The sequence below is a fragment of the Providencia alcalifaciens DSM 30120 genome (assembly GCF_000173415.1).
Lineage (GTDB): Bacteria > Pseudomonadota > Gammaproteobacteria > Enterobacterales > Enterobacteriaceae > Providencia > Providencia alcalifaciens.
In genome coordinates, this window is record NZ_ABXW01000049.1 from 1 (window position 1) to 23460 (window position 23460).

General features: G+C 44.5%; 21 protein-coding genes. 15 read left to right on the forward strand and 6 right to left on the reverse strand.

Features of this window, described 5'->3' with window-relative positions:
- Positions 1 to 34: 34 nt before the first annotated feature.
- A complete protein-coding gene (gene cysS, locus PROVALCAL_RS10660; RefSeq protein WP_006659256.1) occupies positions 35 to 1423 on the reverse strand; it encodes a cysteine--tRNA ligase in 1389 nt (462 codons plus the stop codon).
- Between the two features lie 298 nt (positions 1424 to 1721).
- On the opposite strand from cysS, the gene ppiB reads away from it, so the two are divergent.
- The 5 genes from ppiB to PROVALCAL_RS10685 all read left to right on the forward strand — a co-directional run bounded on the left by ppiB (position 1722) and on the right by PROVALCAL_RS10685 (position 6095).
- Complete coding sequence (gene ppiB / locus PROVALCAL_RS10665; RefSeq protein ID WP_006659258.1) at positions 1722 to 2216, forward strand: peptidylprolyl isomerase B; 495 nt, start codon at positions 1722 to 1724, stop codon at positions 2214 to 2216.
- Between the two features lie 11 nt (positions 2217 to 2227).
- The gene (lpxH, locus tag PROVALCAL_RS10670) at positions 2228 to 2950 is read left to right on the forward strand and encodes a UDP-2,3-diacylglucosamine diphosphatase (protein WP_006659259.1); all 723 of its coding nucleotides are present in this window, start codon (positions 2228 to 2230) and stop codon (positions 2948 to 2950) included.
- A gap of 169 nt (positions 2951 to 3119) precedes the next feature.
- Positions 3120 to 3635, forward strand: coding sequence for a 5-(carboxyamino)imidazole ribonucleotide mutase (gene purE, locus PROVALCAL_RS10675; RefSeq protein ID WP_006659260.1), 516 nt, complete (start codon positions 3120 to 3122; stop codon positions 3633 to 3635).
- Positions 3635 to 4720: a 5-(carboxyamino)imidazole ribonucleotide synthase gene (purK, locus tag PROVALCAL_RS10680; RefSeq protein ID WP_006659261.1), complete on the forward strand. Its 1086-nt coding sequence runs from the start codon at positions 3635 to 3637 to the stop codon at positions 4718 to 4720. Before purE ends, purK begins: the two co-directional genes overlap by 1 nt.
- Positions 4721 to 4841: 121 nt before the next feature.
- On the forward strand, positions 4842 to 6095 hold the full coding sequence (locus tag PROVALCAL_RS10685) for an MFS transporter (RefSeq protein WP_006659262.1): 1254 nt from the start codon (positions 4842 to 4844) through the stop codon (positions 6093 to 6095).
- A gap of 108 nt (positions 6096 to 6203) precedes the next feature.
- Here the strand turns inward: PROVALCAL_RS10685 and PROVALCAL_RS10690 are convergent, their stop codons facing one another.
- The 3 genes from PROVALCAL_RS10690 to ybbA form a co-directional block, all read right to left on the reverse strand.
- Positions 6204 to 7586, reverse strand: coding sequence for an esterase-like activity of phytase family protein (locus PROVALCAL_RS10690; RefSeq protein WP_039861880.1), 1383 nt, complete (start codon positions 7584 to 7586; stop codon positions 6204 to 6206).
- Between the two features lie 142 nt (positions 7587 to 7728).
- Positions 7729 to 10176, reverse strand: coding sequence for a putative ABC transporter permease subunit YbbP (gene ybbP / locus PROVALCAL_RS10695; RefSeq protein WP_006659264.1), 2448 nt, complete (start codon positions 10174 to 10176; stop codon positions 7729 to 7731).
- The gene (gene ybbA / locus PROVALCAL_RS10700) at positions 10173 to 10859 is read right to left on the reverse strand and encodes a putative ABC transporter ATP-binding protein YbbA (RefSeq protein WP_006659265.1); all 687 of its coding nucleotides are present in this window, start codon (positions 10857 to 10859) and stop codon (positions 10173 to 10175) included. The genes ybbP and ybbA overlap by 4 nt, the downstream gene beginning before the upstream one ends.
- On the opposite strand from ybbA, the gene tesA reads away from it, so the two are divergent.
- The 5 genes from tesA to PROVALCAL_RS10725 all read left to right on the forward strand — a co-directional run bounded on the left by tesA (position 10827) and on the right by PROVALCAL_RS10725 (position 14757).
- The gene (gene tesA, locus PROVALCAL_RS10705) at positions 10827 to 11462 is read left to right on the forward strand and encodes a multifunctional acyl-CoA thioesterase I/protease I/lysophospholipase L1 (protein ID WP_036968103.1); all 636 of its coding nucleotides are present in this window, start codon (positions 10827 to 10829) and stop codon (positions 11460 to 11462) included. The genes ybbA and tesA overlap by 33 nt on opposite strands.
- A gap of 148 nt (positions 11463 to 11610) precedes the next feature.
- Positions 11611 to 12396: an SDR family oxidoreductase gene (locus PROVALCAL_RS10710; protein ID WP_006661092.1), complete on the forward strand. Its 786-nt coding sequence runs from the start codon at positions 11611 to 11613 to the stop codon at positions 12394 to 12396.
- Between the two features lie 63 nt (positions 12397 to 12459).
- Positions 12460 to 13317 (forward strand): co-chaperone YbbN, encoded by an 858-nt coding sequence (locus tag PROVALCAL_RS10715; protein ID WP_006659268.1) that lies wholly within the window; start codon positions 12460 to 12462, stop codon positions 13315 to 13317.
- A gap of 13 nt (positions 13318 to 13330) precedes the next feature.
- Positions 13331 to 14281, forward strand: a complete 951-nt coding sequence (locus PROVALCAL_RS10720; protein WP_006659269.1) for an SPFH domain-containing protein — start codon at positions 13331 to 13333, stop codon at positions 14279 to 14281.
- A complete protein-coding gene (locus tag PROVALCAL_RS10725) occupies positions 14278 to 14757 on the forward strand; it encodes an NfeD family protein (RefSeq protein WP_006659270.1) in 480 nt (159 codons plus the stop codon). The genes PROVALCAL_RS10720 and PROVALCAL_RS10725 overlap by 4 nt, the downstream gene beginning before the upstream one ends.
- On the opposite strand, the gene cueR is transcribed toward PROVALCAL_RS10725, so the two are convergent.
- Complete coding sequence (gene cueR, locus PROVALCAL_RS10730; protein WP_006659271.1) at positions 14711 to 15121, reverse strand: Cu(I)-responsive transcriptional regulator; 411 nt, start codon at positions 15119 to 15121, stop codon at positions 14711 to 14713. The two genes, PROVALCAL_RS10725 and cueR, sit on opposite strands and share 47 nt — an antisense overlap.
- 117 nt (positions 15122 to 15238) lie before the next feature.
- On the opposite strand from cueR, the gene copA reads away from it, so the two are divergent.
- From copA to ybaK, 4 genes are all read left to right on the forward strand, one after another.
- The gene (gene copA / locus PROVALCAL_RS10735; protein ID WP_039861882.1) at positions 15239 to 17977 is read left to right on the forward strand and encodes a copper-exporting P-type ATPase CopA; all 2739 of its coding nucleotides are present in this window, start codon (positions 15239 to 15241) and stop codon (positions 17975 to 17977) included.
- Between the two features lie 144 nt (positions 17978 to 18121).
- Positions 18122 to 18694, forward strand: coding sequence for an HdeD family acid-resistance protein (locus PROVALCAL_RS10740; protein ID WP_006659273.1), 573 nt, complete (start codon positions 18122 to 18124; stop codon positions 18692 to 18694).
- Between the two features lie 180 nt (positions 18695 to 18874).
- Positions 18875 to 19681, forward strand: a complete 807-nt coding sequence (locus PROVALCAL_RS10745) for a TraB/GumN family protein (RefSeq protein WP_006659274.1) — start codon at positions 18875 to 18877, stop codon at positions 19679 to 19681.
- Between the two features lie 32 nt (positions 19682 to 19713).
- Positions 19714 to 20193 carry a Cys-tRNA(Pro)/Cys-tRNA(Cys) deacylase YbaK gene (ybaK, locus tag PROVALCAL_RS10750; RefSeq protein ID WP_039861884.1) on the forward strand — a complete coding sequence of 160 codons (480 nt, stop codon included), beginning with the start codon at positions 19714 to 19716 and terminating at the stop codon, positions 20191 to 20193.
- Positions 20194 to 20239: 46 nt separating this feature from the next.
- Here the strand turns inward: ybaK and ushA are convergent, their stop codons facing one another.
- A complete protein-coding gene (gene ushA / locus PROVALCAL_RS10755; RefSeq protein ID WP_006659276.1) occupies positions 20240 to 21910 on the reverse strand; it encodes a bifunctional UDP-sugar hydrolase/5'-nucleotidase UshA in 1671 nt (556 codons plus the stop codon).
- 253 nt (positions 21911 to 22163) lie between these two features.
- Between ushA and PROVALCAL_RS10760 the strand changes: the two genes are divergently transcribed.
- Positions 22164 to 23378 (forward strand): MFS transporter, encoded by a 1215-nt coding sequence (locus PROVALCAL_RS10760; RefSeq protein ID WP_006661085.1) that lies wholly within the window; start codon positions 22164 to 22166, stop codon positions 23376 to 23378.
- Positions 23379 to 23460: the final 82 nt, after the last annotated feature.

Sequence of the window (23460 nt, forward strand, 5' to 3'; positions counted from 1 at the left end):
GCCAACAACGCCACAACGCGAAATATGACGAATATTACTTGCGACGCCACGTAGTGCCAGCTGATGAATCTTCCAACACAATCCCCATCGCCGTCAGCGCATCACGAGCCTGATCCGCCAGCGCCCAATCTTTACTTTGACGCGCGTCGTTACGCTGTTTAATCAGAGCTTCGATTTTTGCCACTTCGGCATCGTCTTCGCTTTGTGCCCCACCTTGTAAGAAAGTTTCTGGGTCTTGTTCTAACAGCCCCAACACTTTCGCCAGCTCACGTAATTGCGCTGCCATACCGTTTGCGGCGTCCATATTTTCTGTTTTCAAGCGGTTCAATTCACGCGCCATATCAAACAGAGCTGAATAGGCTTCAGGTGTATTGAAATCATCATTCATCGCTTCGCAGAAACGACTTTTGTATATTTCACCACCAGCAGGTGTCGCTGATTTATCTGTACCGCGCAATGCGGTATATAGGCGCTCTAATGCAGTGCGAGCTTGCTTTAAGTTCTCTTCGGTATAGTTCAGCTGGCTACGATAATGACCAGAAAGTAAGAAATAACGTACGGTTTCCGCATCGTAATATTCCAATACATCACGGATAGTAAAGAAATTATTGAGAGATTTAGACATTTTCTCTCTATCAACCATGACCATGCCGGAGTGCATCCAATAGTTCACATACGGACCATCGTGAGCGCAGGTAGACTGAGCAATTTCATTTTCATGGTGTGGGAACATTAAATCGGAACCGCCACCGTGAATATCAAAATGGTTACCCAGCGTTTTGCTGTTCATGGCCGAACATTCAATATGCCAGCCTGGGCGACCTAAGCCCCAAGGAGACTCCCAGCTTGGCTCGCCTTCTTTTGACATTTTCCATAAAACGAAATCCATTGGATTACGTTTCACATCTGCCACTTCAACACGGGCGCCCGCTTGGAGCTGATCTAAGTCTTGACGAGATAATAAGCCGTAGCTTGGGTCAGTTTTGACTTCAAACATCACATCGCCATTATCAGCGACGTAGGCATGACCACGTTCAATCAAGCTTTCAGTTAGCTCAATAATTTCATGAATATGGCGAGTGGCACGCGGTTCGCTGTCTGGACGTAGGATATTTAATGCATCAAAATCTTTATGCATTTCGGCTAACATACGTGTAGTTAACTCTTCCACACTTTCATTATTTTCAGCAGCACGTTTAATGATTTTGTCATCAATATCCGTTACGTTACGCACATAATTCACATCATAACCTAAATAGCGTAAATAACGGCTAATGGCATCAAAAGCCACAAAGGTGCGGCCGTGCCCAATATGACACAAATCGTAAATGGTGATGCCACACACGTACATCCCAATCTTTCCAGCATGGATGGGTTTAAATTCTTCTTTTTGACGACTCAGTGTATTGAAAATCTGTAGCATCTTTTTATTTCCATTTTATTAGTACGTGTATATCTATCATACATCAGATTATCGCTATGTTGAGGATAAAATATCCAGATTCAACCTACGAAAATAGCACGGTATTGAATCGCGATCACCCGAAGAAAGCAAGGTTAACACTTGACTTTATCGCCTTATTTATAGGTCACTGTTATGGATTAACCTATTTTGCAAATACACTGTTGCTTCAAGTCAGGTTTTATCTGTGATATAAACTTGCTGATCTTAACGCTTTCGCAAGTTAGCGCACAAAAAACAATTATTCAGGATAGCTATTATGGTTACATTTCATACCAATCACGGTGACATCGTTATCAAAACTTTCGCAGACAAAGCACCAGTAACTGTTGAAAACTTTCTAACTTACTGCCGCGAAGGTTTCTACAATAATACCATTTTCCACCGTGTTATTAACGGCTTCATGATCCAAGGTGGTGGTTTTGAGCCTGGCATGAACCAAAAAGACACTAAAGCGCCTATCAAAAACGAAGCTAATAACGGACTGAAAAACAGCCGTGGTACATTAGCAATGGCTCGTACTAACGATCCACACTCAGCAACAGCACAATTCTTCATCAACGTTGCTGACAATGACTTCTTAAACTTCCGTTCAGAGCGCCCAGATGGTTGGGGTTACTGCGTATTTGCTGAAGTCGTTGAAGGTATGGACGTTGTTGACAAAATCAAAGGCGTTTCGACAGGTCGCAGTGGTTTCCACCAAGACGTACCTCGCGAAGACGTTGTGATTGAAAAAGTGACTGTCAGCGAGTAATCCCTGAATTTATGTCCACTTATATCATTGCAGATTTGCATTTAAGTGAAGATGAACCGGCGATCACCGCCGGTTTTCTGCATTTTATCGAACAGCAAGCCATCCATGCCGACAGCCTGTATATTCTAGGCGATTTCTTTAATTATTGGATTGGTGATGATGATGAAACGCCCTTACACCAACAAGTAGCTCAAGCACTAAGACAGCTAAGTGAACGTGGTATTCCTTGCTATTTCATTCACGGAAATCGCGATTTCTTAGTGGGTCAACGTTATGCTAAACAGTGCGGCATGACCATCCTCCCCCAAGAAACGCTGCTTGAACTTTATGGTCAACGTATTTTGATTATGCATGGAGATACGCTATGCACCGATGATGCGGCTTATCAAAATTACCGTAAAAAAGTTCATACCCCTTGGATCCAACGCCTTTTTCTCACTTTACCTTTATGTATTCGTCGCCGTATCGCACAAAAAATGCGCCGTAATAGCCAATATGCCAGTAGCATGAAATCCGAAGCGATTATGGATGTGAATTCCCTCGCCGTCATTGATGCATTAAACCGCCATCAAGCGCAATGGATAATCCACGGTCACACTCATCGCCCTGCAATTCATGAAATCAACCTAGAGGGTCATCTCCATTTTAGGGGGGTATTAGGTGCATGGCACAGCGAAGGTTCCGCTTTTGTAATTAATGAAAACGGTATTGAGCTTATTTTCTTTCCTTTTTAGTTTTCGTTCCTTGTTAAAGATGCGCGGGTGAATTCTTGCACTGGAGCCTAATCGTTTGCTTATTTTATAGTCACGCAAACGTTTTCCTTGCTCGATTACCGTGATATGATCGGGACAATTCACATTTCCACCCTTAGGGTGACATTTTTCAATACAGGGATCACACCACATGACTGCCCAAGTTCCTGCTCAATCTGCGGCAAAAATCGCCATTGTTATGGGTTCTAAAAGTGATTGGACAACGATGCAACATGCTGCTGATGTACTGACAGAGCTGCAACTGCCTTTCCATGTTGAAATCGTTTCTGCACACCGCACACCAGATAAACTGTTCTCCTTTGCTGAAAATGCCAAAGCAAATGGTTTTGATGTCATTATCGCAGGGGCTGGCGGTGCTGCCCATTTACCCGGCATGTTAGCTGCAAAAACACTGGTTCCTGTCCTTGGAGTGCCAGTACAAAGTGCCGCATTAAGTGGTGTTGATAGCCTGTATTCTATTGTGCAGATGCCAAAAGGCATTCCTGTTGGCACCCTTGCTATTGGTAAAGCCGGTGCCGCTAACGCTGCACTGCTAGCTGCACAAATTTTAGCCACTCATGAGTGTGCGCTATTCAATCGCTTATCCGCATGGCGTGAAGCACAAACCAACGACGTATTAAATAACCCAGATCCGAGGGAAGCGTAATGAAACCGGTTTGTGTCCTTGGTAATGGTCAATTAGGCAGAATGCTGCGCCAAGCAGGGGAACCGCTGGGAATTTCAGTTTTCCCTGTAGGACTAGATGCGGAACCTGAAGCCGTTCCTTACCAACAAAGCGTGATCACCGCTGAAATTGAACGTTGGCCTGAAACACCTTTAACTAAGGAGCTAGCTCGCCATAATGCGTTTATTAACCGAGATATTTTTCCTCGTTTAGCGGACCGATTCCCACAAAAAAGCCTATTCGATACATTAAATTTATCGACGGCACCTTGGGCACTATTAGAATCTCCAGACCAATGGACAGAATTATTTGCCACTCTGGGTGATTTTTTGATCGTAAAACGCAGAACGGGTGGCTACGACGGTCGTGGCCAATGGCGTGTTCGCCCTGGTGATGAGTTAAATCTTCCCGCAGAAATTTATGGGGAATGCATCGTCGAGCAAGGGATCCCATTTGATGCTGAAGTCTCCGTAATTGGTGCCCGCAGCCAATCCGGTCAATCAGTTTTCTATCCCATCACTCATAACCTTCACCAAGAAGGTATTTTACGCACCAGCGTTGCGTTCCCAAATGCGAATCCTGTCCAGCAACAACAAGCACAAGCGATGCTCAGCTCCGTCATGGATGAGCTCGGCTATGTCGGTGTAATGGCTATGGAGTGTTTTGTGGTTGGCGATAAGCTGCTGATCAATGAAATTGCCCCTCGTGTTCATAATAGTGGGCACTGGACTCAAAATGGGGCCTCAATCAGCCAATTCGAGCTCCATTTACGCGCGATTCTGAATCTTCCCATGCCAACGCCAGAAGTCTTTAGCCCCGCGGTTATGGTCAATTTAATCGGTACTGATGTCAATCTTGAGTGGCTAAATTTGCCATTAGTTCATCTGCATTGGTATGAAAAAGAAGTGCGTCCAGCTCGTAAAGTAGGCCATTTAAATCTGACACATAGCGACATTCTACAACTCGAAAATACCCTCGATAGTTTGATCCCAATGCTGCCAAATGAGTATAAAAGTGGCATTGAGTGGGCAAAAACAAAATTAGACTGGTACTCTCGCCAAAAATAGGGAAAATAGCGCTATTCGTGCCCGAAAGTGATATTTCGGGCATTTGCTATTTTCGCCCTATCCTTTTTGCATCATGATGATCCGATTATGATTCGCTTGTTAGGGCACCACTGGAGCCCATATGCCAGAAACACATGCCTCACCATTTAGTCCGTTATACCAATGGTCAATTCTCGTTCTCCTCGGGCTAGTTTACTTCCTCGCGACCGCGACGACATTTACCTCATTAGGTGTCGTGTTACCAAGTATGATCGGCGAATTAAAATGGAGCTGGACTGAGGCAGGCTTCGGCTTTACTTTACTCGGTTTAACCTGTGGCTTGGCAAGTTTTCTCCCTTCATTATTGATCCGTAAAGTGGGCGTTCGACTCACATTGCTGCTCGGCATGCTTGTTTTCTGCTCTGGCTTTTACAATCTCTATTCAACGGAAACCATCAGCACCTATTTCTTAGGGACAGCGTTGATTGGTATCGGATTTACGTTACTCGCCACTGTTCCTGGAACCTATGTTCTCTCTCGCCTGTTTGAAAAACAGTCTCTCGCATTCGGCTTGTACTTCACGATTGGTGGGCTAGGTGGCGTAGCCGGTCCGTGGATCTATTTTTATGCCTCGAACCAATTAGGCTCTTGGCGTATGCATTGGGTACTCTGTGCCGTTTATCTTAGTATTGTCACACTCATCACTATCTTGGCGCTCAGAGAAGGCAGAAAAGAGCAAGAACACGCCAAAAAAGTGATGCAAAAACAAGTTAGTAGCTCAAGTAAACCGATTTACCGTACAGCAGAAGTTTGGACCGTGCGCCGTGCCCTACGCACTTGGCAATTCTATTTAATCGCCGCAACGTATACTTCTTTTCTATGGTGCGGAATTACGGTAAACAGTTTTGCGGTCGCGCATATTGAAGAACGTGGATTTGGCATGACGGTCGCCGTTTCACTGCTTAGTACCATGGCATTTGTGAACGCTTTTTCTCGCTTTCTCGGTGGTGCCGCTGGGGAATGGTTAGAACCTAAACGCTTACTGATTGGTAGTTTGATTATCATGGTACTGGGCGTTATCGCACTGAGTATTTCCACATCATGGTTCTGGCTGATTTTATTCGTGATTTGCGTTGGTGTTGGCTATGGAATGACCTTCTTAGCCTCCAGCGTATTACTCTCCAATTATTTTGGTCGCGGTCCTTACTTAGAGTTATTCTCTGTCGTCAATTTAATCTCGACTATCGCTTGTTTAGCACCGTTTATTGCCGGCGCTATTAAAGATATCACCGGCAGTTTTACCCCCGCCTTCTTAATCATTGCAGCCCCTGTCATTGTGATTCTATTTTTCACTTTAATGATGAAGCCACCTGCTTTAGCAGTGCAAAAAGATTAATCTCTAAAAAGAAAAAAGCTCGGGGCAACCCGAGCAAATTATTAAACCAAGGGAAAAACAAGGATCCATGTACATATTCAACTTCTTACTGGCATGACCGACTACAAATTACTTTAATAATTCAGGTACTTTCAGCAGGATAAATTCATTATCATCAGCTTGATTAGGCTCACGGCTAGAAGAGAATGGATAGTTATTGTCATTCCCGACAATAATGTGTTCGCCATCAACAATATCCACGTTTTCAATCGTAAAGAATGGGAAAGTAAACACGCCATTATTCAATGGTTTCTTGGCTAATTGATTAGAATCTTGGATGTTCATCAAATCAATATAAGCTTGCTTATCGACTGCACCACCGACATTTTTATCTGAAAACTCAATGCGATAAACGCGTTTAAATTTCGCTAAATTGCTAAAGCAATTTTCTTTATTTGTTGCGTTTTCTGGGCACCCTTTATCTGCGGTGCCTTCACCATTATCACGCTCGATGATCAAGCCATGAGTATCATCAATCAGATTAAAATCACCGATAGCATTTTGGTTATCTTCAAAAACATATAACCAACTGCGCCCCGTCCAGTCTTGCTGTCTCACGTCAAATTCCAGAATACGCGCCGCTTTTTTGCCATTCACGTTTTCATAATCTTGCTTAGCTTCTTGCCACAAAGCCCCTTCCAACATGGGATACAATTTAGTGCCATCTGGTGATGATGCCATCCCCTCAAAACCTTTTGAACGATTAACTTGGAACGTGACTTTCTCTATCGGTTTACCCGGCGTTGTTAACGTGTAATGATCCGGTGAAACCACTTTTTTGCCTTCAACTTGTGTTTCAAAAAGCGCTAAAACCTTGCCTTCTAGATCCATTTTAATCAGGTATGGTCCAAACTCATCCCCAACCCACAAAGCACCATTCGCAAATTGGAAACTTTCAGGATCAAAATCACTGCCCGTCAAATAGCGCTGCTGGCTGCTTTCATTAATAATATGAAATGGAATGATTTTATCCGGATCATGGAAAAAGACAGTTTTCAGCGGGTTTACTTTTCCACTTTTAAAATCAATATCATATTGGGTTAAATACAACATAGAATCCGGTGAATTCATTTTGTTACCAAAACCATTGTCCGTTAACACCCAATAAGTGCCATCTTCCATGCGCTTAATACCCGAGTGTCCTTGTAACGGCTGCCCGTTAATAGGAATAAATTTACCTGTTGGACGACCATCTGATTTGCCTTCCACTTTACCCAGCGTATCAACACGCGTTCCAGTGGTGTATTTACCACTTTTTTGCATATCCGAAGGGGCATCTTTCGGTGTAGGAACTGTCGCATCCACGGATAAAACAGCATGCCCAGCGAGTGTAGCGGGCACTTGTTTTTGAACTAATGATTGTTGAGCAACCCCTACGGTGCTAAATGAGATTAAACCAAGAAATAAAGAAAGAGATGTCAGCGTGAATCTTTTCCGATTAAGGCGAGCCATTGTTATTTTCCTATTTTTCATGCCATCAATAATTGATAGCTGAATAATAACCATGGCGAATGACGGTTTTGTGAAGGATTAGAGACAGTTAGTTTAATGGGCATCCATCATGAGATGCCCATTAAACAACGGAGCCGTATTATCAACTATTAGACAAACGGCGATGTTGGCTACCAGTACCCAATAATCGCAGCCCTAACCAGCCACCGCATACGGATAATAAGAACCCTGCGCAAAGAGGTAGCAATACCCACAACCGCCATTCTGGTTGCCATGGAAAATCAAACACTTTAGTTTGCAATAACCATAGCGCGACTTCAGCACCAAATGCAGCGGCGAGCCCAGCCATTCCCCCCAGCAAAGCAAATTCGCTCCATAAAGTACGGCGCATCAGTTTTTTGCTCGCCCCCAGAGTCCGATATACCACCAATTCTCGCTCACGCTGGCTCATCCCCACTTGAATTTGCGCCAATAACAGCAATAAACCACAGAAAATGACCAGAACAACCATCACTTCCAACGCTTGGCTCACTTGCTGCAAAATCTGCTGAATTTGCGTGATAATCGCACCGGTATCTAACACATTAATCGTTGGATATTGATGACTCAGCTGAGTTAATAACTGCCCATCGCCATCATAATGGAAGCTACTCAGCCAGGTTTCCGGCATCGGTGATAACGTTTCTTCCGCAAAAATAAAATAGAAATTCGGGCGTAGACTTTCCCAATCAACTTTACGGATACTGCTCACTTTGGCAGTAAAAATCTGCGAACCTGCATTGAAAGTTAGCTTATCACCGATTTTTAATCCTAACTCCTTCACCACCGTTTGCTCGATAGATACCTCACCTGCTTTAGGTGGCCAGCTCCCTTGTTCCAATTCATTGGCAGGTGGTAATGTTGACTGCCAGGTTAAACTTAACTCCCGTCTTACTGTATTATTATTAGGATCACGAGTATCTGCCCATTCAATCGCAGATTGGTCATTAATTTCAGACAAGCGAGCTAATACCACCGGATTAAATTCAGTCGGTGTTACTTGATACTGTTTTAATAACTGTGTCACCGGATCAAGCTGAGACTGAGTCATATTGATCAGGAAATAATTTGGACTATCCGCCGGAAGTTGCTGCTGCCAGCGATCCAATAGATCCCCACGAACCAAGATCAATAGCGCCAGCAACATAAACGATAATGAAAATGCGCTCATTTGCGTGATGGTTTGCAGCGGTTGACGCAGTAAACGACTCACGGACAAACGTAGACTTAGCTGACGAAATTGTATTTTCCTCAGTAGCCATAATCCCAGCCAGCCAATCAGTGCTAGCAATACCGCAACTACAACAATACCCAGCAAAATTGACCATAATAATGGATTTACTCCTGCAAACAGGAATAATCCTCCGACGACAATTAGTGTCACTACCGGCAGATAATAATATAGCGGCCAAATTGGTGATTTGGCATCTTCACGTAAGACGCGAGAAGGCTGAGTGCCCATCAATTGGTAGTAAGGTCGAATCCCGACAATGATCGCGATGATAAACAACGTTGCTATCGACCAGATCCATGGCCAGAAACTCGCGCTCGGCAAGGCTTTTGGTAACATTGCCGACAAAATTTGCATTAAGATCCCTTCAAACGCGAGTCCTAGCAAGGAACCGAGTAATGCCGCCGCGATCAATATCACTAACCATTGACCGATGATCCACTTACGCAGTGCATTGCGCCCTGCGCCCAGCGTTTTTAAAACCGCGATCAATTGATGGCGGCTTCGGCAATAATGGGTCATTGACACCACAACGGCGGCAATCGCCAGTAATAATGTTAACAACACCGATAACAGTAAAAATTGCTGAGCTCGCTTAAAGGTTTTCCCCACCGCACCACTATCATCATCCAAGGTATACCAGCGCTGATCGCTCCTGAGCTGAGTATCATATTTCTCTTTGAAAGTGTCTATCGCTTGGCGTGAGCCTGCAAACATATCTCGATAAGTTAAGCGGCTACCGATTTGAATCGCCCCCGTTGATGGCGCATCCTCAATCGAAATCAGCACTCTTGGTGCAATTTGAAAAGGGTTAAAACCGCTATCCGGCTCCTGAACTAATGTGCCTGAAATGGTCAACGTCCCATCGCCAATATCAATCTGTTCACCGACCTTTAAATTGAGTAATTCCAATAAGCGCGGTGCAACTAAAATATGCCCTTTGGTGGGTTTCAGACCTGCAGGCTCGGTGACCAAGTCACCGTATAACGGATAACTCGAATCCGCTGCTTTTACTAACACCAACTGAGGTCGCCCTTCTTCATCCTCAGTCGAATACGCCATGGTTGAAAACGAAATTTGTTGGCTCAATGTGAGCCCAGCCTGTTGCGCCGCCGCTAACCATTCAGGGTCGCTTGGATGGGAGGAACGCAGTACCAAATCACCTGCCAGTAACTCTTGGCTTTGGTAACTCATACTGTTTTCTATACGATCACTGATCCGCCCTAATGCCAGTACGCAAGCCACCGCTAACGTGAGTGCCAACCAAACAATCAACAATGATGGCGTTTTCCATTCGCGCCAAAACCAGCGCCAAATCATGACTCTTCCCTCAATAGCCCATCAACTAACCGTAATCGTCGCTGGCAACGAGCGGCTAATTGATTGTCATGGGTGACTAAAATCAGTGTCGTCCCATGTTCTTTATTCATCGCAAATAATAAATCGGCAATCTTATCTCCCGTATGGCGGTCAAGATTTCCCGTCGGCTCATCAGCAAACAAAATTTGAGGTTGCCCATTAAATGCCCGCGCTAAAGCTACACGCTGCTGTTCTCCACCCGACAGCTGAGCAGGCATATGTTTTAAGCGATTTCCTAACCCCAAATCCGTGAGCAAACTGACCGCTTGTTGATGGCTTTTTGTTTCAGATTCGCCTCGTAGCAAAGAAGGGAGTTGCACATTTTCAAGTGCATTTAACGTTGGAATTAACATGAAAGATTGAAAAACAAAACCGACACTCTGTGCTCGTAGCCGTGCGCGCGCCTCTTCATCCATGGTGGTGAGATCTTGGTCCAGCAGTTTTACGGTTCCGCTAGTACCATCATCCAGCCCAGCAATAATGCCTAACAATGTGGATTTCCCTGATCCAGACTCGCCAATTAAAGCAATTGTCTGACCAGACTCGACAATTAGCTCGACTCCTTGCAATATAGTCAGTTCATGTTCACCTTGACCAACACGTTTAATGAGATGATGAACTTCAAGAATATTTTGCGCCGACATATATTGGTTTTTCTCCTATTAGTCACTGCAAGTGGTCAAACACTCGCAGCAACGAAACTATTAATTCTCGGTGATAGCCTTAGTGCGGGCTATCGAATACCTGCCGAGCAAGCGTGGGCAACATTGCTTGCCGAACGTTGGCAAAAACAGTCGCCACCGATTTTAGTGGTCAATGGCAGCATTAGTGGTAACACTGCCTCTCAGGGTTTAGAGCGTCTCCCCACTCTGCTGGCACAGCACAAACCCGATTGGGTGCTGATTGAGCTTGGGGCTAATGATGGCTTACAAGGGCTATCTGTTGAACAATTAGCCATTACATTACAACAGATTATTGACCAAATAGAGCAAAATGGTGCTAAACCGCTCTTAATGCAAATTCGAATCCCACCAAACTACGGTAAACGTTACACATCGAGCTTTGAAAAAGTGTACCCTTCCCTGGCTGAAAAAAACCAGCTTCCGCTGATCCCATTCTTTATGGAAAGTGTGATCACCAAACCGGAATGGATCCAGCCTGATGGCATTCACCCGACAGAACAAGCTCAACCTACTATTGCAGATTTTATGGAAAAACAACTAGCCCCCTATTTGTTTGTAAAATGAATTTGTTTGTAAAATGAATTTGTTTGTAAAACAAACGTTATCCGTTAAAGAACAGCGGAAATTCTATTAATTGAATTTCCGAATCGTTCTAAATAAATCATAATGAACCAATATGATAGCGAAAATTCAGCCCATAGTAGGTAAAGTTATGCAAAAAACGGTATTAGTGACAGGGGCGTCAAGTGGCATTGGTTTATGCGCGGCACAGACATTAAAATTGCGCGGTTATCGCGTCATTGCCACCTGTAGAAAACAGGCTGATATTGAACGATTACAAGGCATTGGCTTCGAAACTGTATCCCTCGACTTAGACGATCCAACGAGCGTCGAAGCTGCCGCTGAGCAAATTTTAGCGCTCTGCAATGGAAAACTTTTCGGATTATTCAATAACGCAGGCTTCGGGGTATACGGTCCATTGCATACCGTAAGCCGCCAGCAACTGGAATCTCAATTCTCCAGTAATTTTTTCGGCGTTCACCAATTGACCTTTCTTCTGCTTCCCGCCATGCTGCCGCACCATGAGGGGCGTATTGTGCAAACTAGCTCTGTAATGGGCATTATTTCCACACCGGGTCGAGGAGCTTATGCCGCCAGCAAGTATGCATTAGAAGCTTGGTCAGATGCCTTGCGTTTAGAATTAAAGGGCTCGGGTATACATGTCAGCTTAATTGAACCAGGTCCAATCCACAGTGCATTTACCCAAAATGTAGCACAAACTCAACAAGATAAACCCGTTCAAAACCCAGGTATTGCAGCGAAATTCACACTATATCCTGAAGATGTCGTCAAAAAACTGATTTTAGCCTTAGAGAGCCCACATCCCCGTGTACGCTACTCTGTCACATTATTAACCGTTTTTGTGCGTATACTAAAACGTATATTACCCGATAAACTGATGGATAAAGTTCTCGCGGGTCAGGGCAAGAAAGATTGAAAAAACAGAATTAAGCCCCCATTTCATTGACATGATTAATAACGAATTTTAAAGAGACTGTTTATGCTAGCTAACGCACAAATTATTGATATTAACGAAACCAACCTACATCAAACTATTGAACAATCCATGAGCATGCCAGTCATGTTCTATTTCTGGTCACCACGTAGCCCGCAAAGTCTAGAATTTACGGGAATGTTAGAGCGTATCGCCCAAGACTATGCGGGTCTGTTTATCCTCGCTAAAGTCAATTGTGATGAAGAACAAATGATCGCCAGCCAGTTTGGCTTAAAAGGCGTTCCGACGGTCTATATCTTACAAAATGGTCGCCCGGTTGATGGTTTCGAAGGTCCACAACCTGAAGATGTGGTCCTGCAAATGCTGTCTCGTGTATTACCGAGCCCTGAAGAGTTAAAAGCCGCGCAAGCCGCAGAATTAGTCGCGGAAGGTAAACTTCAAGACGCTCTACCGTTATTGAAAGAAGCTAATCAACTCGCCCCAAAAAATAGCGATATCACCCTGTTGTTAGCAGAAGTACAAATTGGTCTACATTTAATTGATGATGCTGAAGCTTTATTAGCGACGGTACCGATGCAAGATAAAGACAGCCGTTATCAAGGGTTGGTCGCTCAAATCGAATTAGCGAAAAAAGCGGCTGATACCCCAGAAATTCAGCAATTAATCCAAGAGTTCAATCAAGATCCAGAAAATACGACATTAGCCGTTCAACTGGCATTAAAACTTCACGAAGTTAATCGCAACGAAGAAGCGCTAGAGATGTTACTGACATTTTTACGTAAAGATTTAAACGCTGGTGAGGGCTCAGTAAGAAAAACCATGATGGATATCATGTCAGCAATGGGAACCGGTGATGCACTTGCGAGCAAGTTCCGCCGCCAAGTTTATTCATTACTTTACTAGTTAAGGATTACCTATGGATTTGTTCGCGTCTGGTGCTATACCGATTATTATCTTTGTCGCTATTGCCATTGTTATTGTTACAACCTGCGTAAAAACAGTACCACAAGGCTTCCAATGGACCGTTGAACGTTTTGGTCGCTATACCCGTACTTTACAGCCAGGTTTACATATCATTGTGCCATTTATGGACAAAATTGGTCGTCGTATCAATATGATGGAACAAGTCCTTGATATTCCATCCCAAGAAGTTATTTCCCGAGATAACGCCAACGTTACTATTGATGCCGTTTGCTTTATTCAGGTGGTTGACCCGGTGCGCGCTGCGTATGAGGTGAGCAACCTTGAGTTATCCGTGCTCAACCTCACCATGACGAACATCCGTACCGTATTGGGTTCAATGGAGCTCGATGAAATGCTATCTCAGCGTGATTCGATTAACAGTCGTCTATTACATGTGGTCGATGAAGCTACGAACCCATGGGGGGTGAAAATCACCCGTATTGAAATCCGTGATGTGAGACCGCCAAAAGAGCTAATCAGCGCGATGAACGCGCAAATGAAAGCGGAACGAACCAAACGTGCGGATATTTTAGAAGCAGAAGGTATCCGCCAAGCCGCCATCTTAAAAGCTGAAGGTGAAAAACAGTCACAAATTCTACGTGCTGAAGGGGATCGTCAGTCTGCATTCTTACAAGCCGAAGCTCGTGAAAGAGCCGCAGAAGCAGAAGCCAAAGCGACTCAAATGGTTTCTGACGCCATTGCAGCCGGTAATATGCAAGCCATTAACTACTTCGTTGCGCAAAAATACACGGATGCCCTGACAAGCATTGGTTCAGCGGAAAACAGCAAAGTGATCATGATGCCATTAGAAGCCAGCAACTTAATGGGTGCGATTGGCGGGATCACCGAGCTCATCGGCGAAAGTAAAAAAGTCGGTGTAACCCAAAAGCAGGCTAAAGAATGATAGAACTTATCAGCACACATCCCACATGGTTTTGGCTATGTTTAGGCGGGTTACTGCTGATTGGTGAGCTCCTTGGCACAGGCGGCTATCTACTCTGGTCAGGTATTGCCGCTGTGACGGTTGGGATACTTACTTTCCTATTGCCATTTCTCGGTTGGGAGTGGCAAGGTATCTTGTTTGCAGTGTTCACGGTCATTTCTGCCATTTTATGGCGAAAATGGCTTAGCCACCGCAAAGCCAGCAGCGCCGATGATGTCAACCAAATCAGCCACCAGCTAATTGGCGTTAAAGCGCGCTTACTCACTGATACTGAAGAGGGATTCAGCCGTGTTCGCTTAGCTGATGGTAGCTGGCGAGTTTACAGCGAAATCCCCTTAAAAGCAGAAGCCGAAGTGGAAGTGACCGCGGTAGATGGAATCACCTTAAAAGTTAAGCCTTACTATGGTGACAACAGCCACGCGCCAGATGGTCAATAATTGGGCAGTCTGCTCCATCATCTCCGGGGCAGACATCTACTAATTCTTGTAACGTATCGCGGATGGCGGACAGTTTTAAAATCGTCTGTTGAATTTCATCAATCTTCGCGATTGTCGCACTTTTCACATCTGCGCTGTGACGGCTTGGGTTACGAAATAGTCCCAGCAATTCGCCACATTCTTCCAGCGTAAATCCCACATCTTTCGCTTGTTTCAGCAGCATCAGTTCATCAAGATGTCTATCTTGATAATATCGGTAACTATTGTCACCACGTTCCGGTGGGGTGATCAGCCCTTTGTCTTCATAAAAGCGAATTGCTTTAGCTGTCAGACCGGTTTTTTTGGCAATTTCACTAATATTCATAATTCCCCTTGACCTTACCCTTGAGGGAAGGTTTAACCTTAACTACATAGCGGATTATAGACTGATTTTGTGTACAAATTATAGCCCTGCATTATGAAAGGGCTCGGAGAATCAAAAATGAAAATAATATTATCCTTGCAAGGTCTGAGCTGCATGCACTGTGTCGGTTCCGTGACAAAAGCGCTGCAAGCGCGCTCTGATGTTGAGTCAGTCAACGTCACCATCGACTACGCCGTTATTGAAAGTAGCGCAAGCCCTGAGTCACTGATTAAAACGATTGAGGATGCGGGCTATAAAGCCGCTGAAGCGACCACAGCAAATGTTGAGCTCGCACTATCAGGTTTAAACTGCATGAAATGTGCAGGAAAAACGCAGCAAGCACTAGAGGCAGTTGAAGGCGTTGCCGCGGCTGTCGTCGATACTCAACAAGCCAAGGTTTATGGCACAGCCTCAGCCGCAGATTTAATTGCAGCGGTAGACGCTGCTGGGTTCAAGGCTGAACTTGCTCAATCAGGTATTAGCTCCCCAAAAACTGAGCCGCTGAAAACATCAATTGAACAGCCGGAAACGGGTTCAGCGGCAGTTTGCGATATTCCGGCACAAGAATCTGATGTAGGCGAGCAGCCGGAGATTGCAGTTACCGATGACAGTATCCAATTATTACTGGATGGCATGACCTGCGCGAGTTGCGTCAATAAAGTACAAAAAGCTCTCAATAGCGTGCCTGGCGTTGAAAATGCTCGAGTAAACTTAGCTGAGCGCAGTGCGTTGGTCACGGGAACAGCAAAACCTGATGACCTCGTTGAAGCTGTCGTGAAAGCAGGTTATGGCGCTGAAATCATCCAAGATGAAGCCAAACGCCGTGAACGCCAACAAGAAGTTGCTCAAGCCAATATGCGTCGCTTCCGTTGGCAATCCGCCCTTGCGCTCGCGCTCGGTATCCCCGTGATGATTTGGGGCATGCTGGGCGACAATATGATGTTAAGCGCAGATAACCATAATATCTGGCTAACCATTGGGGTGTTAACGCTACTGGTCATGATTTTTGCGGGTGGGCATTTTTATCGTAGCGCATGGCAAAGTCTCAAAAATGGCAGCGCCACCATGGATACGTTGGTCGCGTTAGGAACTGGTGCAGCTTGGCTTTACTCTATCGTCGTCAATATTTGGCCTGAGCTCTTCCCTGAACAAGCTCGTCACCTTTATTACGAAGCCAGCGCCATGATCATCGGTTTGATTAACCTCGGTCATGCCCTAGAGCAGCGCGCACGCCAACGCTCATCTAAAGCACTGGAACGCTTATTAGATTTGACGCCGCCGACCGCCCGTGTTGTCACAGATCAAGGGGAAGTCGATATGCCCCTTGCAGAAGTAAAACAAGGTATGATTTTACGCTTAACCACGGGTGACCGTGTCCCTGTCGATGGCGAAATCATTGAAGGCGAAGTGTGGCTGGATGAAGCAATGCTCACCGGTGAGCCGATCCCTCAGCAAAAAAGCCGCGGGGATGCCGTGCATGCTGGAACAGTCGTACAAGATGGAACCGTGTTATTCCGTGCCGCGGCTGTCGGCAGCCAAACCACCTTAGCGCGTATTATCCATCTTGTTCGCCAAGCGCAAAGCAGTAAGCCACAAATAGGTCAATTAGCGGATCGAATTTCTGCCATATTTGTGCCAGTAGTGGTTGCTATTGCCGTTATTTCAGGGGCGATTTGGTATTTTGTGGGGCCTGCGCCGCAAATTACCTATGCGCTGGTCATTACCACCACGGTACTGATTATCGCCTGTCCGTGTGCGCTTGGTCTTGCCACTCCGATGTCGATTATTTCAGGGGTGGGTCGCGCTGCCGAGTTTGGGGTATTAGTCCGTGACGCAGATGCTTTACAACAGGCTAGCGAACTAGACACCATCGTTTTTGATAAGACGGGCACGCTGACCGAAGGCATGCCACAAGTCACCGATATTCACGTATTCAACGACTTTGACGAGTCACAAGCGTTGCAATTTGCCGCTTCTCTTGAAAGTGGCTCTAATCACCCATTGGCTCGTGCAATTGTTAATCGTGCAAAAGGCTTGGACATGATTGCCAATCAACAATTTAGAACCATAGCGGGATTAGGTGTAACCGCGGTTGTTGACGGTAAAACGGTGTTATTAGGTAATCAAAAACTGTTAGCTGAAAATCAGGTTGATACCCGTGAAATCGATGAAACACTCCACCAGCAAGCCTCCCTTGGGGTTACACCGGTATTACTGGCTGTTGATGGTAAAATTGCAGCGCTGTTGTCTATCCGTGATCCGTTACGTGAAGACAGTGTTAGCGCCCTTGCTCGTCTGCATAAACAAGGCTTCCGCTTAGTAATGTTAACTGGGGACAACCCTGTTACCGCCAAGGCTATCGCGAAAGAGGCGGGTATTGATGAAGTTATTGCAGGCGTGATGCCAGATGGTAAATCCGCAGCAATTGAAGCGTTACAATCCAAAGGGCATAAAGTGGCGATGGTCGGTGACGGCATTAATGATGCTCCTGCCTTGGCTCGCGCTGACGTCGGTATCGCGATGGGGGGTGGCAGTGATATTGCCATTGAAACTGCCTCTATTACGTTAATGCGCCAAAGCCTACATGGTGTCGCGGATGCGGTGTCCATCTCTAAGGGGACTCTGCGTAATATGAAACAAAACTTGTTTGGTGCCTTCGTGTATAACTCGTTAGGCATTCCGATTGCCGCAGGGATTTTATACCCTCTTACCGGAACATTACTGAATCCCGTTGTAGCAGGAGCCGCCATGGCGCTCTCGTCTATCACTGTCGTCAGCAATGCCAACCGTTTATTACGCTTTAAACCTGAGAAATAGCCAAACTAAGCCACCGTGATATCATCTCGGTGGCTTTCCCTTCTATTTGACTTAACGCAACAAATCGCCCAAATACCTCAGTCACTTAACCATTCCTGTTCTATAATTAAGTGATTTTCATTATTTTCACTGTTTGAGGGTTCCATGTTAAATATTAATCGCGAAAAACTCACCAACTTAGCCAGTGGTGATATGAAAAAGCAACGTAATATTCTGGCGGTTCTTGCCGTCTTATTGTTGCTAGGGGGTATCGCCTGTTTAGCTAATCCGGTTGCCTCTGGTATTGTCGTCAGTGCCATCGTGGGCGTGTTATTAATCTTAAGTGGCGTTGGTGCTATTGTGAGTATCCTAAGCACCACTATCTACACTGGCTGGTCCCGTCTTTTTGGATTTGTCATCGGGATTATTTACTGCATCGTCGGTTATGCGTTTATCAAAGAGCCTTTGCAAGGCTTGATCGCCATGGCGATGGTGATTGCCGCCTTATTTATTATCGGTGGGGTCATCCGTTTGTATGCAGGTATCCAGCAAATTAAATCTGCGGCTGGCTGGATGCAGATTATTATTGGGATACTGGACTTGTTTATTGCTTACTTATTAATTGGCAATGGTCCGATTACCTCAATTGCACTATTAACTGCATTAATCGGTATCGAATTAATTTTCAGTGCGTTTGGCTTATTCTCTCTATTAAGTTTATTAAAACGTAAAGATTAAACCCTGTAATTAACCTACTCGTAATGAAAAATAGCGCCTTCTCAATAGGCGCTATTTTTTAGATTCAAATCTATTATACGGTGATACTTCACGGCGATGATATTGTGCGGTGTGATTCGCAAATTCCCCCAAGATTGTTTACTCTGTTCCTTTCAGTCGCTGAATAAGGATAAATAAACAATGGGAAAACTACTCGAAAACTTAAAAAGTTGGCTACATCGGGGAGTGGCTCCGAATTATCCTTACCCTGCGGTTGATGTTCGCTTACCTAATAATATAAAGCTGCACATTGTTGGCAGTATCCATATGGGAACAGAAAATATGTTTCCCTTGTCAGCGCTCTTATTAGATAAAATCAATCGTGCTAATGGGCTGATTGTTGAAGCGGATATTACCCAAGCAAACTCACCATTCCCAACATCTACTGAGCTGCTTTCGCCTATTTCACAACGGCTAACTGAGACTGAATTCGCGCTCTTTTTGCAGTATTGCCAAGAAATTCGTCAATCCCCAACACAATTTGACCCTCTTCCTTCATGGCAAGTAGCACTGACAATGCAAGCCACCCAAGCACAAATGCTGGGTTTACGAGGTCATTACGGCATTGATTACCAATTGATTCATAACGCCCAATCTCAACATAAACCCATTATCGAGCTAGAAGGCGTAGATTCCCAAGTTCAATTGCTTCTCAATTTGCCAAACAATGGTTTGCCATTATTACAAGATACCCTGATTCATTGGCGGTCGAATGCGCGTTCACTGCAAACAATGATCAGCTGGTGGTTAGATTTTCAGCCTGAAAATTGCGTTACATTACCCAATACCTTCAGTGAAGGGGTCTATAATGTGCTGATGACCCAACGTAATCAAGAATGGGCGAGCAAACTGAAAACCTTGCCTGCGGGGAATTATGTAGTCGCTGTAGGCGCACTGCATTTGTTTGGGGAACAGAGCTTAATTGATTATTTACGAAACGATATTTGATAAATCCAGTCATTAAAAAAAAAGGAATAATTATGACTCCGGCAGTAAAATTACTGGAAAAACAAAAAATTAAATTCACGCTACACCCTTATGATCACGACCCAAATGAGAGTAATTTTGGTGATGAAGCTGTGCAAAAATTAGGCTTAGATGCCAAGCAAGTCTTCAAAACCTTATTAGTGGCACTCAATGGCGATCAAAAAACGTTAGCCGTAGCTGTCACACCAGTATCTGGTCAGTTGGATCTCAAATCCGTCGCAAAAGTGTTTAACGTGAAGAAAGTCGAAATGGCGGATCCACAAATTGCCCAAAAAACCACGGGATATTTATTAGGCGGAATTAGTCCACTGGGGCAGAAAAAGCGCCTTCCAACCGTCATTGATAGTCAAGCTAAAGAATTTGCGACGATGTTTATTTCTGGCGGTAAACGCGGTTTGGATTTAGAGCTCTCTCCGAACGATTTGGCAAGTGTACTAAATGCCAACTTTGCGGATATTAAAAAAGAATCGTGAACAATAAAAAGCCCCTATCGAGGGGCTTTTTCATACCGATGAACGATTATTTATTTTTATAAACAATCTCGCCTTTTGGCTCATAATCAGCGGCTTTCAATGGAGAATGTTTCTCAATATAGCCTTTGAGTACTTCCGCATCCACAAAGCCCGTATTGACGTAATTTGGATGGTTATCGATAGCAGGGTAACCATCGCCACCAATAGCGTTGAAGTTTAATGTCGCCATACGGTAAGTTTTGTTCTTATCGATAGGTTTGCCATCAATCTTCACGTCGCTGATTGTACCATCCGCATTCAGGGTCAGGCTCACATTATAGAATTGACCATAAGCCCCTGAATCGGTTTTCATGTTTGCCACGGCTTGTAAGTACGGCAGAACTTCTTCACCTTTAAAGTCCACATACACCAATTCATTGGCAAATGGCTGAACTTTAAGGACATCTTTATACGTGATATCACCACTTTCGATAGAATCACGTACACCGCCACCACTCATAATAGCGAAATCTGCACCAGCTCGTTCCTTTTGAGCGGCCAGTAATAAGTGCCCCATATTAGTTTGCTCAAAGCGCACTTTATTACGGTCACCCATCAGTTTGCCTTCGACAGAACCCACCTTCACGCCTAATTGCTGGTCACCTTTATCTTGATAAGGGGTTAGCAATTTAGTCATTTCAGGGTTATGCGCAATTTCCTGAGTGTAGTAGACGTAATCTGATGAGCCATCGTCTTTCTTCACTTTTTTCTTCAGGTTAATCGGGATCAACTGATAATGTTTTAACGTGAATTTACCGTTTTTGAATTCAAAGTCTGCACGACCAACATATTTGCCCCATTCGTGGGCTTGAACAATCCATGTCCCATTTTGGTTATCTGGCGCACATGGCGTTCCTGGCACGTAATCTTCTTGTTTGTAATTTTTGTTCTCTTGAGACATACAAACAGGATCTTGTGAGTGACCACCCACGATCATATCCAAATAACCCGCAGGTAAACTACGAGCCATTTCAACATCCCCTGGTGCGTTAGAACCGTGGTTGCCATCATCATAGTGTCCCATGTGAGTTGCCGCGATAATGATGTCAGGTTTCTCGGTCGCACGTAATTCCTCTACCACCTTTTTAGCTTCAGCGGCAGGAACACGAAACTCAACATCAGGGAAGTTCGCAGGATTACCAATTTTTGCGGTGTCATCGGTTGTTAAACCTAGCACTGCAATTTTTACACCTTGCTTATCAAATACTTGGTAAGGTTTAAACAGTCGTTTTCCTGTACTGGTTTGATAAATATTGGCAGATAAGAATGGGAAAGTTGCCCATTTTTCTTGCTGTTTTAAGACTTCCAGCGGATTATCAAATTCATGGTTACCCAGCGCCATCGCATCGTAACCTACTAAATTCATGCCTTTAAAGTCAGGCTCTGCATCTTGTAAATCAGACTCTGGCACACCGGTATTAATATCCCCACCAGAGAGCAGCAAGACACTACCACCTTGCTTGGCAACTTCATCACGAATTTCGTCTACCACGGTTTTTTGTGCCGCTAAGCCATACTCACCTTTTTCATTGTGCCAAAAATGGCCATGGTGATCGTTGGTATGCAAGATAGTGATGTTGTAGGTTTTATCTTTTTCCCACGCATTTGCCATCGCTGCGGGTAGCAGCGCTAACGAGACAGTTAATGCGCATGCAGATGCCTTAAATGTCAGTTTCATACATTCTCCCTGCTGGTATAGAAATATCTACCGATTAAGTAGTTTGTTATGTGTTAATGAGGTTAGTCTTATAGCATAAAAATGCTTATAAGATCTGAGCGGCTATGCACAAACAGAAAGCTGTTACAAAGAAATGAGATCTTGATCGACTAATATTTTTCGCCAATTTGACAATACGACTCATATTGCCATTTAAATAATTTCTATATTAGTTATATTGGTTACAATTACGCAACAAACTAAAGTGACGATGATGAGCGAGCAAACAGCAGCGAGTGGCGGAAGTAAACCCGCCAATAAAACAGGAAAAACCGTCTTTAGCATTCTGACGGCAATCAGTGTCTCCCACTTACTCAATGACATGATTCAATCGCTGATATTGGCGATTTATCCCTTACTACAATCTGACTTTTCTCTGAGTTTCGCGCAGATTGGGATGATCACCCTCACCTACCAAGTCACGGCCTCACTTTTACAGCCTATTATTGGTTATTACACCGATAAACACCCTCAGCCCTATTCCTTACCGATTGGTATGAGCTTTACGCTGTCAGGGTTGCTACTCTTAGCAATGGCAGAAACCTTCCCAACCATTTTGATAGCCGCCGCGCTAGTTGGTACGGGCTCCTCTGTATTCCACCCTGAATCCTCACGGGTTGCCAGAATGGCATCAGGTGGTCGCCATGGATTAGCCCAATCCTTCTTCCAAGTGGGCGGTAATCTTGGTGCATCATTAGGTCCGCTACTTGCCGCTTTGATTATTGAACCTTACGGTAAAGGCAATATTGGTTGGTTCTCATTCGCTGCCTTGCTTGCCATCATCATTCTCTTGCAAGTCAGCAGTTGGTATAAACAACAGCACCGTGCCGCGAAGAAAAGACCGGTCAGTCAGGGAGACGTAAAAGTCCTTCCTCGCAAAATCGTAATTGGGTCTCTCAGTATTTTGCTGATTCTAATTTTCTCAAAATATTTCTATTTAGCGAGTATCAGCAGCTACTACACGTTCTATTTAATCGATAAGTTTGGTGTTTCTGTACAAAATGCGCAAATTCACTTGTTTGTGTTTTTATTTGCAGTTGCTGCAGGCACCATGATTGGTGGACCGATTGGCGATAAAATCGGGCGTAAGTATGTTATCTGGTTTTCTATCCTTGGCGTTGCCCCTTTTACATTGATTTTGCCTCACGCTTCCTTGTTCTGGACGGGAGTTTTAACCGTGATCATTGGACTGATTTTAGCGTCAGCGTTCTCCGCCATTTTAGTTTATGCCCAAGAACTTATCCCTGGTAAGACTGGCATGGTTTCAGGACTATTCTTTGGACTCGCCTTTGGTATGGGTGGTGTTGGGGCTGCTGTGCTGGGCCAGATAGCGGATATGACTAGCATTGAGCAAGTTTACCAATACTGTGCATTTTTGCCGTTATTAGGCATTTTCACCGTATTGTTACCAAATATAAACAACAAATAGATTTATTATCTTATTTTATCCATACTTATGTTTTTATAAGTATGGATATCCCATCCCTTATTTACCAAAAGATATGCATAAG